Genomic DNA, 16366 nt, shown 5'->3' on the forward strand with positions numbered 1-16366 from the left:
TCATCACCAAGGTGGTGCCGCCCGAAGGCAACCGCACCGAGGTGCGGCTCGACGAGATTCCCGAGCACGTCCGCAACGCCGTGCTCGCCGCCGAGGACCGCGACTTCTACAGCAACCCGGGATTCTCGGTCAGCGGCTTCGCCCGCGCGGCCCGCGACAACATCCTCGGCCGGGAGAGCGCCGGCGGTGGTTCGACCATCACCCAGCAGTACGTGAAGACGGCGCTGGTCGGATCCGAGCGCACCCTCACCCGCAAGATGAAGGAACTCGTCCTCGCGTCCAAGATGGCCAACCAGTGGTCCAAGGACGACATCCTCGCCGCCTACCTGAACACCATCTACTTCGGGCGCGGTGCGTACGGCATCGCCGCCGCCTCCACGGCGTACTTCGGCAAGCCGGTCGGCGAGCTCAGCGTCGAGGAGGGCGCGGTGCTCGCCTCCTCCATCCAGCTGCCGTCGCTGCTGGACCCGGAGACCAACCCGGAGGGCGCCCAGGCGCGCTGGAACTACGTCCTCGACGGGATGGTGTCCGCCGGCACCCTGAACGCGGCCGACCGGGCGTCGATGCAGTACCCGCGGTACGTGCCGCTGGCCGAGGTCGACAACGGCGGCCAGAGCAACGGGCCGGAGGGCCTGCTGCGCAACCAGGTGCTCCGGGAGCTCTCCGAGGAAGGCATCGACGAGACCCTGCTCAACACCGAGGGACTCCAGATCACCACCACGATCGACCCACAGGCGCAGGAGGCCGCGCTCGACGCCGTCCGCACCAACATGGAGGGCGAGCCGGAGGAGCTGCGCACCGCCGTCGTGTCCGTCGATCCGCGCAGCGGCGCCGTCCGTGCCTACTACGGCGGCGACGACGGCGCCGGGTTCGATTTCGCCCAGTCCGGCCTGCAGACCGGATCGTCGTTCAAGGTGTTCGGCCTGGCCGCCAACCTCGACCAGGGCAACCCGTTGTCCGCCATGTACGACAGCGGCCCGCTCACCGTCAACGGCATCTCGATCGGCAACGTCGAAGGCGAGAACTGCGGTACCTGCACCATCGCCGAGGCGCTGAAGCGGTCGCTCAACACCAGCTTCTACCGGATGATGCTCGAGATGGACAACGGCCCGCAGGCCATCGCCGACATGGCGCACCAGCTCGGCATCCCCGAGGAGATCCCCGGGGTCGGCGAGACCCTGACCGAGCCGGGCGGCGTCGGCCCCAACTACGGCATCGTGCTCGGGCAGTACCAGTCCCGCGTGATCGACATGGCGTCGGCGTATGCGACGCTCGCCGCGTCCGGCACCTACCACGAGCCCTACTTCGTGCAGAAGGTCGTCACCGCCGACGGCACGGTGCTGCTCGACCGCGGCACCCCGGCCGGGGAACAGCGGGTCGACGAGGCCGTCGCCGACAACACCACCGCCGCGATGATGCCGATCGCCGCGTACTCCAACGGGCACGCCCTCGCCGGCGGCCGGCCGTCCGCCTCCAAGACCGGCACCGCCCAGCTCGGGGACACCGGCTCGAACAAGGACGCCTGGATGGTCGGCTACACGCCGTCGCTGTCCACGGCCGTGTGGGTCGGCACCGAACAGGGCCTGCCCCTGGAGAACAGCTGGGGCGGCATGATCTACGGCTCCGGCCTGCCGTCGGACATCTGGAAGGACACGATGGACGGCGCCCTCGACGGCACCGACGTCGAGAAGTTCCCGACGCCCGAACCGATCGCCGGACAGGCCGGCGTGCCGGCGTACTCCGCGCCGGCGCCGCCGAAGACCACGACGCCGACCCCCACGACGACCGAGCGGACGACGCCGGAGCTGCCCACGCCGCCGGAGATCACGACCCGCAACGTCGAGATCCTCCCGGGCGTGACCATCCCCATGCCGGGGGTGGCGCCGCAGACGACCACGCAGCGGGTGCCCACGCCGACTCCCACCACGGAGGCGGACACGCCGGGCTTCGGGACACAGGACGACTCGACCGGCACCGGTGAAGACCAGCAGTCCGGCAACAGCCGGTTCCAGGAGGACCCCGTCGGCGCCACACCCGGCGGGTAGCCTCGCGGGGTGACCGAGAAGAGAGAGCTCGCGTCGCCGGGTCCGCTCGTCGCAGACCGCCGATCCGCGGACTGGCGCGACGCACCCGGATGGACCGACCCGACGGTGTCGCGCCTGTCCACCGTCATCGGCGGACCCGTCGGGCGGTACGCCCTGCTCGGACGCACTCGCTTCTTCACGCCGCTGCGCGCGATGCTGCTCCTCGCGGTGGTGTTCCTCGCCCTCGGCTGGTTCACCAAGGCCGCCTGCATCCAGCAGGGACCGGTCGGCGAGGGCGGCGCGCTCGGACTGGACTGGAGCGACAACCGGCAGTACGTCGCCATGTGCTACTCCGACGTCGTGCCGCTCTACGGCGCCGAACGCCTGAGTACCGGCGCCTTCCCGTACAAGACGTCGTGGGAGGAGCCCGGCCCGGACGGGCAGACCCAGGTCCGGTACATGGAGTATCCGGTCCTCGCCGGCCTCTACCAGTACGTCTCGATGCGGGCCGCGAAGGCCTGGGACGCCACGTCGTGGCTTCCGGGCGGCCTGCAGGTGGCGATCTACTTCGACATCGTCGCCATCGGTCTCGCCATGGCCTGGCTGGCCACCGTGTGGGCCACCGCTCTCTCCGCCGGCCGCCGCATCTGGGACGCGGCGCTCGTCGCCGCCTCGCCGCTGGTCGTCGTGCACGCCTTCACCAACTTCGATGCGCTCGCCACCGCGTTCGCGGCCGGCGGGTTGCTGGCCTGGGCGCGACGGCGACCGGTGCTCGCCGGGGTGCTGCTCGGACTCGGTGCCGCCACCAAGCTGTATCCGCTGCTGCTGTTCGGCCCGCTGTTGCTGCTGTGCCTGCGCACCGGGAAGCTGCGGGCGCTCGAGCAGGCGGCCGGTGCCGCGGCCGTCGCGTGGCTCGTGGTGAACCTGCCGATCATGGTCCTCTACCCGCGCGGCTGGGCCGAGTTCTTCCGGCTCAACACCGACCGCGGCGCGGACCCCGATTCGATCTACAACGTCGTGCGGTCGCTGACCGGCTGGTCCGGCTGGGACACCTCCACGCTGAACTCGGTGTCGCTGCTGCTGTTCGCCGTGGCCTGCGCCGGCATCGCGTGGCTCGCGTGGACGGCTCCGCGCCGCCCCCGCCTCGCCCAGCTGTGCTTCCTCGTGGTTGCCGCGTTCCTGCTCACCAACAAGGTGTGGAGCCCCCAGTACTCGCTGTGGCTGGTGCCGCTCGCCGTGCTGGCTCTGCCGCACCGGCGGATCCTGCTGGCGTGGATGACGATCGACGCCCTCGTCTGGGTGCCGCGCATGTACTTCTATCTCGGCGCCGAGAACAAGGGCCTGCCCGAGCAGTGGTTCACGACCACCGTCCTGCTGCGCGACCTCGCGGTCGTGGCGCTGTGCGCGCTCGTCGTCCGGCAGATTCTCCGGCCGGCCGAAGATCTCGTGCGCTACGGCTTCGTCGACGACCCCGTGGGTGGCGTGCTCGACCATGCCCCCGACGCTCCCCCGCGCCGGCTCCCGGGCCGTCTCCGTCCCGGCATCCGGCGGACATCACCTCCCGAATCGGCCGATCGGCAGACACCCGCGACGAGCACCGTCCCGTAGCCCCGGCCCGAGCCGCGCGCGACGGGTGCTGCCTGTGCGCGTAAAAACTTGCGCGGGAAGCATTTTCGCGCGCTAGTGCTCGTCCGCGACGAGCGCCGTCTACACGCGGAGCGCGTTGAAGGGCGCGACGGGGAGGTTGCGGACGACGAACCAGCCCAGCACGACCCACAGCACGAGCTGCGGCGCCCACCGCCACTGGTACCACTGGGCGATCCGGTGGCCACGGACCCGGCCGGCCGTCCACACGGCGAACGACCACCCCAGGAGAAGCACGGCGAGCACCCCGAGCGCGTTGTACCGCAGGGCGTCCGGAACATCGAGATGCAGCAGCGAATACAGCATCCGCGACGATCCGCACCCGGGACACCAGATGCCGAACAGGACGCGGGTCGGGCACGGCGGGATCGGGCCGCCCGGCGTCGTCGGGTCGGCCCACGCGACGGCCGCGCACACACACGCCGACACGGCCGCCACCCCGACGGGTGCGGCGAGCCGGGCGGCGAGCGTCTGCACGACCGGATGCCTCAGTAGCTCGACGACGAGACCGCCGCGGCGAGGACGACGATGTAGAAGACGACGATCACCACCCACACCGCCACGCTCGCCACCACCGACCAGATCGCCCACTTCTTCGCGTCGTCGGCCGCCCGGCGTGCGGCATCGAACTGGCCCTGCGCCCACAGGGAGTTCACCTGGCTCGCCTTGATGATCGAGACGACACCGAGCGGCAGGCAGCACAGGATCGTCGTGAGAATGCCCCACACCAGGTTGTTCTCGGGCGGCGGCCCGAACTGCGGGCCGGGGTAGTACCCGTATCCGCCCGGCGGGGGATAACCGCCCGGATTGTTCGGCGGGTACTGCGGATAGTCGCTCATCGTCGTCCTCGATCACCCCATCGGGATCCCAGCCTGTTCCGGGGTCCCCCCGCGCGGAAGGGTAGACCAGCCGCGGTCACCTGGCGAGGCGGTCGGCCACCCGCGCCTCGAGACCCACCCGGGCGGCCGGCCAGTCGTCGTCGGTCATCGCGAACAGCGCGGTGGTGCGCCAACTGCCGTCGCGGCGCCGCCGATGCTTGCGCAGCAAGCCCTCGAACCCGGCTCCGAGCCGGGTGATCGCCGCGCGCGACTGCGCGTTGTGTTCGTCGGTGTGCCACTCCACGCGGACCGCGCCGAGATCGTCGAAGGCGCGGCGCAGCAACAGCAGTTTCGACTCGGGATTGGCGGCGCCACCGTGCACCGCGCGCGAGAGCCACGTGTGCCCGACCGCCAGCGTCCGGTGCCGGGGATCGATCAGGTAGTACGACGTGGTGCCGACAACGGCGCCGACGAACTTGTCGACGACCGCGTACGGCAGGCGGTCCGGATCGTCGAGCGCGGTACGGACGAACGCGTCGGCGTCGTCACGTGTCCGGAGGTCGGCGGACGTCCACCGGAAGATCGCGTCGGCATCGTCGACGGCCGCGAGCAGGCCGGGCGCGTGTCCCGCGGCCAGCGGTTCGAGGCGAATCCGCGTGCCGTCGAGCGCCGGCTGTTCGTACCAGGCCGTGCTCATCCGGGTTTTCCGCTCATCGCCGGCATCCGGGGCCGCTCCTCGTCGGGTGGGGTCGGGTCGGGCCGGCGCAGCGGCGCGCCGGCGAACACGAAGAACAGTACGACGAGCAGCACGGCCCGGCCCCACACCCCGACGAGGGTGAGCAGCAGCGGGATCGTGGTGTCGGTCCGGGTCATGGTCGCGTCGAACCACAGGAACACGCCGATGCCGATCGCGAGGTCCACGGTGAGGTACGAGACGATCAGCGGCCACCGCACCCGCAGCAGCACCAGGAACGGCAGCAACCACAGGGTGTACTGCGGCGAATGCACCTTGTGCAGCAGCAGGAATCCGCACAGCATCGCGGCGCCGACCGCCACCCAGGGATAGCAGCCGTCGCGACGGTACCGCCGCCACCCCAGCCACAGCGCCAGCGCGAAGGCGGCGCAGATCAGCAACGGCGAGACGACGGAGACGAGGTCGTTGTACTCGGCCGTGACCTCGGTGTCCTGATAGCCCCCGACGAGGGGCCGCAGCCCCCAGTACCAGATCGAATTGCTCGTGGCGTCGGCCGCGCGGTTGCCCTGGAACTCGAACGATGCGCGCCACCCCGGATACCCGAGCAGCGCGAACGGCAGGTTCACGGCGATCACCGTCGCCGCCGCCGCGGCGCCCACCGCCACCGCGCCCCGCACGTCCCGCCGCGGCCCGGGCTCGTCCCCGCCGGTGAGGACGTATGCGATCAGCGGCAGCACGAAGATGCCGGGATACACCTTGAGACAGAACCCGACGGCGAGCAGGACGGCGGCGATCACCGCGCGGGTGCGCAGCGGCCAGCGGCGCACCCCGAGCACGGCGACGGCCCCGACGGTGGTCGCGACGACGGGCAGGTCCCAGTTCAGGAACGCGTACATCACGAGGGGCGGCGTGGCCGACCAGAGCAGCGCGGCCCACCCGGCCAGCCGGCCGAGGTACCAGGCGACGAGCAGGCCGAACGGTGCCAGCAGCAGCGCGGAGTGCAGGAGGAACTCGGCGTCGGTGTCGGCGCGCAGGGCCCCCACCCACATGAGGATGCCGCTGAGCACCGGGTACTCGACGGTGCCGCCGGTGAGCACGCCGTCGCGGGTGATGCCGCCGTCGAGGAACGGGAACAGGTGCAGGTTGATGCCGCGACCGATCCACAGCTGCTGGATGTCGGAGTAGCAGACCGTGGCGTCCTTGACCGCGTCGAAACGCACGCTGCGCCCCTGCGGGTCGAACGGTGGTGCGGCGCAGCGGGCCTTGTTCAGGTAGCCGAGCCACATGGCGAGCGCGCACGTCACGACGGCGACGAGCGCGGGCGTCCGGGAACTCGTGCGCATGTTCTTCACCCTAGGCGAATTTCGCTGGTCAAGGGCGCATCGTGTAGCCTGCATGGGTTGCTGACGCAACGACCCTCCTGTCACGGACCGTCCGTGACCGCCCATAGTCCATAGGAGGTGATGAGGTCTTATGCGTCATTACGAACTGATGGTCATTCTCGACCCCAGCCTGGACGAGCGCACTGTCGCCCCGTCGCTGGATACGTTCCTCAACGTCGTTCGCCAGGACGGCGGCAAGATCGACAAGGTCGACGTGTGGGGTAAGCGTCGTCTCGCGTACGAGATCGCCAAGCACAGCGAAGGCATCTACGCGGTGATCGACATCAGCGCTACGCCCGCCACGGTTGCGGAGCTGGATCGCCAGCTCGGCCTGAACGAGTCGGTGCTCCGCACCAAGGTTCTGCGCCACGGCAAGTGAGTCTGTCGGCGTCCGGCCGTAGGCTCGGGCGCATCAGGACTCCACACACAGCAGGAGGAACCACATGGCAGGCGACACCGTCATCACCGTCATCGGCAATCTGACGGCTGATCCCGAGCTGCGTTTCACCCCGGCGGGAGCTGCGGTCGCGAACTTCACCGTCGCGTCGACGCCCCGCATCTTCGACCGTCAGTCCAACGAGTGGAAAGACGGCGAGGCGCTGTTCCTGCGCTGCAACATCTGGCGCGAGGCGGCGGAGAACGTGGCCGAGAGCTTGACCCGTGGCTCGCGCGTGATCGTGCAGGGCCGCCTCAAGCAGCGCAGCTACGAGACGCGTGAAGGCGAGAAGCGCACTGTCGTGGAGCTCGAGGTCGACGAGATCGGCCCCTCGCTCCGCTACGCGACGGCCAAGGTCAACAAGGCCAGCCGTGGCGGTGGCGGGGGCGGCTTCGGTGGTTCCTCCGGAGGATCGGGTGGGGCTCGTGCCAGCGCGAGCACCGGCGGGGACGACCCGTGGGGCAGCGCGCCGGCGGCGGCGGGCTCCTTCGGCGGGGACGACGAACCCCCGTTCTGATCCGACCTTCGATCGGAACATTCGGAAAGTACGGAGAAAGACCATGCCTAAGGCGCCCGCGCGCGAAAAGGTTTTGAAGAAGAAGGTCTGCACCTTCTGCAAGGAAAAGAACGTGCAGATCGACTACAAGGACACGACGCTGCTGCGTAAGTACGTCAGCGATCGCGGCAAGATCCGCGCTCGCCGTGTCACGGGCAACTGCGTGCAGCACCAGCGCGACGTTGCCATCGCTGTGAAGAACTCGCGTGAGGTGGCCCTGCTTCCTTACGTCTCGACGGCTCGCTAAGGAAAGGGAGGGACACACGATGAAGCTCATTCTCACCGCTGACGTGGACAACCTCGGTGCGCCTGGCGACACCGTCGAGGTCAAGGACGGCTACGGCCGCAACTACCTGCTGCCCCGCGGCCTGGCGATCGTCGCCACCCGTGGTGCCCAGAAGCAGGTCGAGGGCATCCGCCGCGCCCAGGAGGCTCGTGCGGTGCGCGGCCTCGATCATGCCAAGGAGCTCAAGGCCGCCATCGAGGGCCTCGAGAACGTCTCCCTGGCCGTGAAGACCGCCGGGGACTCGGGCAAGCTGTTCGGCTCGGTCACCGCGGCCGACGTCGCCGGCGCCATCAAGGCCGCCGGTGGCCCGGTCGTCGACAAGCGCATCATCGAGCTGCCCAAGGCGCACATCAAGTCGACCGGCAAGCACACGGTCGTCGTGAAGCTGCACCCGGACGTGACCGCGAAGTTCGATCTGAACGTCGTGGCCGCCTGATTCCGGCTCCCGAAGAGCCCCGCACACACTGTGTGCAGGGCTCTTCGTCGTCTTTCCACAGGGGCTGTGGATAACCCCACAGGGGTACCGGTAGGTTTGTGATCCGCGGCACGGCATTCCGGGGCCGGGAGGACGGAACACGCCCGGAAACACATCCGTGGCGACACGCCGAATCGATTGTTCTCCACACCTGTGAAAGTCGATTTTACCGGTCTGAACAGCAGCGATGCGAAGTGTGAGATGCGTTGTCCCCAGGTTGTCCCCAAGGGGTGCACAAGGCCGTCCTCCCCTTTCCACAATTCATCCACAGTTGTGTGCACAGGCGGATTTGGACGCCGCCCTCCGAGTGCCTAACGTCGAGCGCGCGCGTCCCGGACGACGTGTCGGTGGGGCCGGGTAGAAGTGGTGTCGAGCGCCGGTGGACGGGGTCTGTCCGCGGCGGAGGTGCCGAGAAGGGGAAGGACGGCGTCGCGTGGCTGTAGTAGACGATCGGGGCCATTCCGACTACCCGGGACCGCCCGAGGAGCCGGCCGGCGACTTCGGCCGCCAGCCCCCGCAGGACATGGTTGCGGAGCAGTCCGTGCTCGGTGGCATGCTGCTCAGCAAGGACGCCATCGCCGACGTGCTCGAAGTGCTGCGGCCCGGCGATTTCTACCGCCCCGCCCATCAGGCCGTCTACGACGCCGTCCTCGACCTCTACAGCCGCGGTGAGCCCGCCGACCCCGTCACGGTGTCCGCGGAACTCGACCGGCGCGGAGAACTCCGCCGCATCGGGGGCGCCGCCTACCTGGTGACCCTGACCCAGACCGTGCCCACCGCTGCGAACGCGAGCTACTACGCCGAGATCGTCGCCGAGAAGGCCATCCTGCGCCGCCTCGTCGAGGCCGGAACGCGCATCGTCCAGTACGGTTACGCCGGCTCCGAGGGCCAGGACGTCGCCGAGGTCGTCGACCGGGCCCAGGCCGAGATCTTCGAGGTCTCCGAGCGCCGCACGTCCGAGGACTTCGTCCCGCTCGAAGAGCTGTTGCAGCCCACCATGGACGAGATCGACTCGATCGCCAGCCGCGGCGGCATCTCCCTCGGTGTGCCCACCGGATTCGCCGAGCTCGACGAGGTCACCAACGGCCTCCATCCCGGGCAGATGATCATCGTCGCCGCCCGTCCGGGCGTCGGCAAGGCGCTGGCCCTCGACACTCCCCTGCCCACCCCCGGCGGTTGGACGACCATGGGCGAGGTCGCCGCCGGCGACGAACTCCTCGACGCCCACGGCCGCCCCACCCGGGTGCTGGCCGCCACCGAGGTGCTGCACGGCCGGCCGTGCTTCGAGGTGAAATTCTCCGACGGCACCGTCCTCGTCGCCGACGAACAGCACCAGTGGGTCACCTCCGACGGCGGCCCGTCGCGCGTGCGCACCACCGGGGAGATCGCCGCGTCCCTCGCGGACGGTCACGTCGTCGGCAATGTCGCCGCGCTGCAGCTGCCCGTCGCCGATCTGCCCGTTGCCCCGTTCACCCTCGGCGCCTGGCTCGGCGGCCCCTCCGCCGATCCCCACGTGCACATGCGGGTGCAGGGCGAGGGCGGGTTCGCCGAGGAACTCATGACGCTCGGCGCCCGCATCCCCGGCGCCTACCAGCGGGCAGCGGAACGGCAGCGGCGCGAGCTGCTCGCCGGTCTGCTCGACGCCGGCGGCCACGTCGGCGACGACGGCACCGTCCGCTTCGAATCCGACTGCGCCCGTCTGCGCGACGACGTCGCCGAGCTCCTGGCCGGCCTCGGCTACACCTGCACCACCACCGGCTCCACGGTGCGCTTCGCCACCGACGACGACGTCTTCGTCCTCCCCAGCAAGGCCAAGGCGCACAAGGAGACCCGCACGGGGGTGCCGCGGGAACGCCGCATCGTCGCCGTCCGCCCCGTCGAGTCCGTGCCGGTGCGGTGCGTCGAGGTCGACGGCGAGCACCTGTACCTCGCCGGACGGTCCATGATCCCCACCCACAACTCCACGCTCGGCATGGACTTCCTGCGGTCCTGCTCCGTCAAGCACGGCATGGCCTCCGTCATGTTCTCCCTCGAGATGGGCAAGACCGAAATCGTCATGCGGCTGCTCTCGGCCGAGGCGAAGATCAAGCTCGGCGACATGCGTTCGGGCCGCATGACCGACGACGACTGGACCCGGCTCGCCCGGCGGATGAGCGAGATCAGCGAAGCGCCGCTGTACATCGACGACTCCCCCAACCTGACGATGATGGAGATCCGCGCAAAGGCGCGGCGCCTCAAGCAGAAACACGACATCCGGCTGATCGTCGTCGACTACCTGCAGCTGATGACCTCCGGTAAGAAGGTCGAGTCCCGCCAGCAGGAGGTCTCCGAATTCTCCCGTAGCCTCAAGCTTCTCGCGAAGGAGCTCGAGGTCCCGGTGGTCGCGATCTGTCAGCTCAACCGTGGCCCCGAGCAGCGCACCGACAAGAAGCCGATGGTCTCCGATCTTCGCGAGTCGGGTTGCCTCACTGCGAGCACCCGCGTCCTGCGCGCGGACAACGGCTGCGAGGTCACCCTCGGCGAGTTGCTGGCCAGTGGTGAACAGCCCGTCGTCTGGTCGCTGGACGAGCGCATGCGTATGGTCGCCCGCCCGATGACCAAGGTGTTCCCGAGCGGACGCAAGGAAGTGTTCCGTCTGACGCTCGACTCCGGGCGTCAGGTCGAGGCCACCGCGAACCATCCCTTCCTCACCGTGGACGGGTGGATTCCCCTCGGCGAGCTGACGGCCGGGGAGCGCGTCGCAGTACCCCGCGCGGTTCCTGCCCCCCTCGAGACGCACGCCGTCTCGGAGGACGACGTCGTCGCGCTGGCTGAGCGCACCGTCGCCGATAGCTCTGTTCCGCCACAGGCATTCTCGCTGCCGAAGGAACAGATCGCCGCGCTCGTGTGCCACGTCTGGGAGGGCAACGGGATCGTCGCGTGGGACGCGGTCGAAGGACGAGCCGCTGTCCGGTATCCGTCCGCAGACCGGCGCCTCGCCGACGACTTGGCCCGCCTTCTCCTGCGAATCGGTGTCTTCGCTCGGATCGCCGCGGCCGGAACAGGCTCGGGCTGGGATGTTGTCGTCACCGGTCCGGAGAATCAGGCCGTCTTCCTGCACGACGTGGGTGCACACGGCACTGCGGCGCAGTGGGTGCTCGCTCAGCTCGGGCCGAAGCTCGTACGCCACGACGCCGACACCCTGACACCCGACGTTGAGGCGACGCTGAGCCGGCTCCTCGCAGTCGAGGAGCTCGCCCCCCGTGAGCTGGTCGCGGCCGCGGCTTCGCGGTCCGCAGGGGGTTCGCGATCGAGTCTGGCCCAGGTGGCGGGCGTCCTCGACACCGCCGACATCGAAATGCTCGCCACCAACAATGTGTACTGGGACGAGATCGTGTCCGTCACCAGCATCGGTGAGCAGGACGTGTTCGACGGGACCGTCCCGGGCACACACAACTTCGTTGCCGACGGCATCTCGGTGCACAACAGTCTCGAGCAGGACGCCGACATGGTGATCCTGCTGCACCGGCCCGACGCATTCGAACGTGACGACCCGCGCGGCGGCGAGGCGGACCTGATCCTCGGCAAGCACCGCAACGGTCCGACCGCCACCATCCCCGTCGCGCACCAGCTGCACCTGTCGCGGTTCGTGGACATGGCGCGGGGCTGAGAGATCCGGTTCGCATCACTTAGCGACGTCCGACGGATTCGCTCACCGATTCGGAATCTACCCACGCAATTGACGCGGCAAATTCCGAATCAGTGAGCAAGTTTCGAGTGTTACCGCACCGGCCGGCTCGTCGACAGCGCGAGGGCGCCGAGTACGCCGACGGCGGCGAAGGCGTAGAAGCCCCAGGGGTAGGCGACGCCGGCCTGCAGCAGCGCGCCGCCGAGGATCGGACCGCAGATCGCGCCGATGCGGCCCACGCCGGCGGACCAGCCGAGCGCCGTGGCGCGTGCCTCGGCCGGGTAGGCCGCGCTCGTGAAGGCGTAGACGAGTACCTGGGAGCTGAAGACGAAGCACCCGGCGAGGAACACCAGCACGTAGACGCCGTAGGCGAGGTTGATGCTGAGCGTGGCGAGGAACAGCGCGGCGAGCGTGAACCATGCGATGCCCGCGGTGCGGGCACCGATCCGGTCGGCGACGCGGCCGGCGACGAGCAGGCCCGCGACGGCACCGGCGTTGAGCACGAGCAGCAGCGACAGCGACGCACCGAGGTCGTATCCGGCTTCCCGCATGATCGTCGGCAGCCAGGTGTTGAGGCCGTAGACCAGGAGCAGGCCCATGAATGAGGTGACCCAGATGGACACGCTGGTGCGCAGCAGCTGCGGCGAGAACAGAGTCCGCACCGGCGATCCCGGTTTCGAGGTCTTCGCGACATCCGCGGGGCGGTCGGTGTCCGACGGCACCGTGGTCACATCGATGGGCGGAAGTCCGTAGTCGGCGGCGATGCGCTCGGCTTCGTCGTGCCGGCCTCGCACCGACAGGTAGGCCGGCGACTCGGGCAGGTAGCGGATCATCAGCGGGACGAGGACGAACGCCGGCAGGGTGCCCGCGATGAACATCGAACGCCACCCCGAACTTTCGAGGAGAACGAGGGCCAGCAGCGCGGTCGCCACGGCGCCGACGTGATAGCCGGTCATGACGGTCGTCGACGCGGATCCCTTTTTGCCGGGCATGAATTCGGCGACGATCGCCAACGCGGTGGGCAGTGCGCCGCCGAGCCCGAGACCCGCGAGGAAGCGCAGGCCGCCGAGCATCTCCGGCGAGGTCGCGAATGCACACGCGAGTGTCAGCACCGAGAAGGCGGTGACGGAGAAGATGAGGGTGCGTCGCCGGCCGAGGACGTCGGTGAGGGTGCCGATAGCCAGGGCTCCGAGTGTCATGCCGACCAGGCCGGCGGTCGAGATGACCGTGAGGCCGCCTGCGTCGAGGTTCCAGTCCGGGTAGTCCAGCAACGCCGGATTCACCGCGCCGAGAACGACGAGGTCGAAGCCGTCGAGAAGTACCGCGACCCAGCACAGCGCGACGACGAGACTCGCGGAGCGGGTTGTGTGTCGGGGCGCCTGGGCGGCGGTCCGATCCGAGCTTGTTCGCATAGTGCACACCTGTTCGTAACCGAGTGATCGTTCGGATTGTGACTGCGCGCGCTGCGATACGTCAACTCGGCCGCGGCGCGGGGCCGACCGCGAAAATTGATCAGGCAGAATCTATTTCACTCAGCGAAAACGGCCATTGTGCTTACGGTCCGGGGATGGTGGGGGTCGGGATCCGCTCTGGCCGAAAATTCACGCGCCGCACCGGAATTCGCTGCGGCAGTTCAGCGCGCGAATTCCGGTGCGGCGTGCGGATCACGGTCGCCGTCGTGCCGGGGCGGCCCGGGAACCGATCGTTCGAGTGTTGTGGCTCAGGTTCCGGTGTCCGAGGGATGTCGGAACGGGAGATCCTGCAGGTGAACTCGCTCGGGTTCGATGAGCGACACGATCGCTGAGCGCATGGGGAAGTCGCTGCCGATGTAGCGGTTGCTCATTCGGTCCATGATCGCGACCGCTTCGTCGCCTTCGAGTTCCTCGACGACCCGGCCGCGGACGACGACCGACCGATACGGGTTGTGCTCATCGCAGACCGACACGGCGACGCGCCCGTCACGGCGCAGATTGGCGACCTTCCGGTTCTCCTGAGCGGAGAATATCGCCAAGTGATCACCTTCGACCGCGATCCACACCGGGGAGACGTGCGGCGAGCCGTCGGGCATGAGCGTCGCGACGTGCGCCATGTTCCGCGCCCCGAGCAGAGCCCGCACGTCGCCGGACAGATCGGCCATGCCCGGTAGCCTACTCGCGCCGACGACGGTGCCGAGGCTGTTTGCCGCCGCAGGGGAATCAGCCCGCCGCGTAGCGGGAGAAGGTGATGCCGGAACGGAAGGCGTTCGCTGCGAGCAGGCGCAGCCGCGGCAACGCGAATCCGTCCGGAAACAACCGGCGTCCGCGGCCCTGCACGACGGGATGGACGAACAGCCGGTATTCGTCCACGAGTCCGGCCTCGATCAGGGCGTGGCACAGCGAGATGCTGCCGGTGACCACGATGTCCCGGCCCATGCGCGCCTTCAGGGCGCGTATCGCGGCCAGAGGCTCGGCGGAGAGGACGGTGGTGTGCTGCCACTGCGGATCCGTCACGGTCGAGGACACCACGTACTTCTGCACCTGGTCGAGATACGCGGAGATGCCCGTGGGATCGTCGGTCCGCCCCGGCCAGTAGCCCCGGAAGTCCTCGAACGTCCGTCGGCCGAGCACCAGCGCGTCGGACTCGCTGTCCTGCCGGTGCAGTTCCGCCAGATGATCCGAATTGTCCACCTCCGCCTGACCCTGGGGGTCGAACCAGTCCCCCAGCATCTCGATCGAACCGTCGAGGGTGACGTTCTGGGTGATGGCAAGTGTCCGCAACGGGTCCCTCCTTCCGACGTGATGCCCGTGTCGCTCCGCCTACGGGATACCGACCGCCCGGGCGCCGGGAACTCATCGCGACCACGCCTACGACGCGGACATGTAACACGATTGCCGTCTCGAACGACTTTCCGACCGACGCGTCGACACCACAATCAGGGTCGTCGGCACGGACCGACTTCGGATGGGGATTGACCATGGCACTTGACTGGGCGGTGCGAAACAAGCGGATTGTCGCGGCTGCGGTGGCACCCGTGGCGCTGGGCGCGGCGGCGGTGGTCGCCGTCGCTGTCTCGGAACCGTCGGCTCCGTCGACGGCCCCGACGACGCTGACCGCCTCGGTCACCGAGTGCCACGACATGGTCAGCATCGCGGTCGGCGGGCGCAACGACAGTCCCCGCCCCGGCACCCACGCGATGCTCCTCGACGCCGACGGGAACCCCCTGCCGGCCGCATCGTCCACCGACTTCAGCAGCCCCTGGGTCGACGAGGTCGTGAACGCGCCGCGGGACGACGTGCCCGAGGGTTCCTACTCCGCCGTGTACGTCGAGTACCCAGCGAACATGTCGTCGTACGACGACGCCGTCGAGGCCGGCGTGGACAACGCCGAGACCGTGATGCAGGCGATCCGCCAGGCATGCCCCGACACGAAGTTCGCCGTCGTCGGGTACAGCGAGGGCGCCGACGTTGCGCGCCGCGTGGCGATGGAGATCGGCAACCAGGAAAGCGCCGAGGACGGGTCGTACGAGATCGTCGATCCGGATTCGGTCGTGGGTGTGGTCATCCTGGCCGACGCCGGGCGCACGGCGGGTGAGGGACCGTTCCCCGGCGCGGAGGACGAGTTCCGCAACCCGGACGGATTCGACCTCGCCTACCAGTCGGGCCGGAACAGCGCGTCGGGCAGCGGTTCGCTGCCGGGCACCTCGGGGAGCTTCGGGGCGCTGGACGGCAAGGTGGCGTCGTTCTGCTCGGAGGGCGACCTGACCTGCTCCGCTCCGGAGAACATCGCCCTGCTGCAGCTCGCGGTGAACGTAGGACGGCAGTTGAACGTCGACGCGCTCGAGCGCGACGGGCTCACCCCGGAGACCGCGCTGGACGTCGCCACGGTCCTCGGGCGGATCGCCATGGCCGCGTTCGCCGACATCCAGTCGCAGGAGAACTGGATGCAGAGCGACGAGACCTTCCTCGACGTCCTCATCAAGGTGTCGGATCCGTCCTACGAACCGGCCGTCCGCGACGTCGCCTCGACCGGCACGGACGGCGAGATCACCTCGGGTGAGCTGATCGACCTGACCTATCTGCCCGCGAAGCTGCGCAACGAGGTCATCGGATTCATCGCCGACAACGAGAACACCCTCGAGGTGGCGCTGAGCGATCCGTACCAGCAAACCCTCGGTCCGGACACCGGGCACCACTTCGACTACTGGCGCGATTCCGACCCCGAGAACGGAAAGCCCCTGACGTCCGCGCAGTACGCGGCGGCATGGCTGACCCATCTGGCGAAGCAGGCCGAGAGCGGCGAGCTCGACAAGGCCGAGGCCGAGTCGACCGCTCCGCAGCTCGTCGTCTCGTCGAAGCCGATCGATCCGGCGCCGCTCCCGCCGACGACGGACGGCGACGTGGAGAAG

Annotated in this window: 15 protein-coding genes; 8 read left to right on the top strand and 7 right to left on the bottom strand. The window is 69.1% G+C overall.

From position 1 onward, the window contains the following. Positions 1 to 2045 (top strand): transglycosylase domain-containing protein (locus tag CQZ88_RS26255; protein ID WP_102800530.1); only part of this gene is annotated, 2045 nt, incomplete at its 5' end. 9 nt (positions 2046 to 2054) lie between these two features. Further along, entirely contained in the window at positions 2055 to 3632 is a 1578-nt protein-coding gene (locus tag CQZ88_RS26260) for a glycosyltransferase family 87 protein (protein WP_102800531.1), read from the top strand. A gap of 99 nt (positions 3633 to 3731) precedes the next feature. Here the strand turns inward: CQZ88_RS26260 and CQZ88_RS26265 are convergent, their stop codons facing one another. The 4 genes from CQZ88_RS26265 to CQZ88_RS26280 form a co-directional block, all read right to left on the bottom strand. Beyond that, entirely contained in the window at positions 3732 to 4145 is a 414-nt protein-coding gene (locus tag CQZ88_RS26265) for a DUF2752 domain-containing protein (RefSeq protein WP_043796892.1), read from the bottom strand. Between the two features lie 11 nt (positions 4146 to 4156). Next, positions 4157 to 4507 carry a CD225/dispanin family protein gene (locus CQZ88_RS26270; RefSeq protein WP_006932305.1) on the bottom strand — a complete coding sequence of 117 codons (351 nt, stop codon included), beginning with the start codon at positions 4505 to 4507 and terminating at the stop codon, positions 4157 to 4159. Positions 4508 to 4583: 76 nt separating this feature from the next. Next, complete coding sequence (locus CQZ88_RS26275; RefSeq protein WP_006932307.1) at positions 4584 to 5183, bottom strand: GNAT family N-acetyltransferase; 600 nt, start codon at positions 5181 to 5183, stop codon at positions 4584 to 4586. Continuing rightward, positions 5180 to 6523, bottom strand: coding sequence for a glycosyltransferase 87 family protein (locus tag CQZ88_RS26280; RefSeq protein ID WP_206530792.1), 1344 nt, complete (start codon positions 6521 to 6523; stop codon positions 5180 to 5182). The genes CQZ88_RS26275 and CQZ88_RS26280 overlap by 4 nt, the downstream gene beginning before the upstream one ends. A 130-nt stretch (positions 6524 to 6653) precedes the next feature. Between CQZ88_RS26280 and rpsF the strand changes: the two genes are divergently transcribed. The 5 genes from rpsF (at position 6654) to dnaB (ending at position 11964) form a co-directional block, all read left to right on the top strand. Further along, entirely contained in the window at positions 6654 to 6941 is a 288-nt protein-coding gene (gene rpsF / locus CQZ88_RS26285; protein WP_003938619.1) for a 30S ribosomal protein S6, read from the top strand. A 64-nt stretch (positions 6942 to 7005) separates the two neighbouring features. Then, positions 7006 to 7515 carry a single-stranded DNA-binding protein gene (locus CQZ88_RS26290; protein WP_006932313.1) on the top strand — a complete coding sequence of 170 codons (510 nt, stop codon included), beginning with the start codon at positions 7006 to 7008 and terminating at the stop codon, positions 7513 to 7515. Positions 7516 to 7558: 43 nt separating this feature from the next. Continuing rightward, positions 7559 to 7801 carry a 30S ribosomal protein S18 gene (gene rpsR, locus CQZ88_RS26295; protein ID WP_003938621.1) on the top strand — a complete coding sequence of 81 codons (243 nt, stop codon included), beginning with the start codon at positions 7559 to 7561 and terminating at the stop codon, positions 7799 to 7801. Positions 7802 to 7820: 19 nt separating this feature from the next. After that, positions 7821 to 8276, top strand: a complete 456-nt coding sequence (gene rplI / locus CQZ88_RS26300) for a 50S ribosomal protein L9 (protein ID WP_006932315.1) — start codon at positions 7821 to 7823, stop codon at positions 8274 to 8276. Positions 8277 to 8748: 472 nt separating this feature from the next. Then, entirely contained in the window at positions 8749 to 11964 is a 3216-nt protein-coding gene (gene dnaB / locus CQZ88_RS26305; protein WP_102800532.1) for a replicative DNA helicase, read from the top strand. Between the two features lie 110 nt (positions 11965 to 12074). Here the strand turns inward: dnaB and CQZ88_RS26310 are convergent, their stop codons facing one another. The 3 genes from CQZ88_RS26310 to CQZ88_RS26320 form a co-directional block, all read right to left on the bottom strand. After that, positions 12075 to 13394 carry an aromatic acid/H+ symport family MFS transporter gene (locus CQZ88_RS26310; RefSeq protein WP_029546702.1) on the bottom strand — a complete coding sequence of 440 codons (1320 nt, stop codon included), beginning with the start codon at positions 13392 to 13394 and terminating at the stop codon, positions 12075 to 12077. 308 nt (positions 13395 to 13702) lie between these two features. Continuing rightward, positions 13703 to 14119, bottom strand: coding sequence for a TIGR03618 family F420-dependent PPOX class oxidoreductase (locus tag CQZ88_RS26315; RefSeq protein ID WP_029546701.1), 417 nt, complete (start codon positions 14117 to 14119; stop codon positions 13703 to 13705). A gap of 58 nt (positions 14120 to 14177) precedes the next feature. Continuing rightward, positions 14178 to 14738: a dihydrofolate reductase family protein gene (locus CQZ88_RS26320; protein ID WP_029546700.1), complete on the bottom strand. Its 561-nt coding sequence runs from the start codon at positions 14736 to 14738 to the stop codon at positions 14178 to 14180. Between the two features lie 197 nt (positions 14739 to 14935). On the opposite strand from CQZ88_RS26320, the gene CQZ88_RS26325 reads away from it, so the two are divergent. Continuing rightward, a partial coding sequence (locus tag CQZ88_RS26325) for a cutinase family protein (RefSeq protein WP_102800533.1) occupies positions 14936 to 16366 on the top strand: 1431 nt, incomplete at its 3' end.

It is taken from the genome of Rhodococcus sp. ENV425, from assembly GCF_002887785.1.
In the GTDB taxonomy this organism is placed as follows: Bacteria; Actinomycetota; Actinomycetes; order Mycobacteriales; family Mycobacteriaceae; genus Rhodococcus; species Rhodococcus aetherivorans.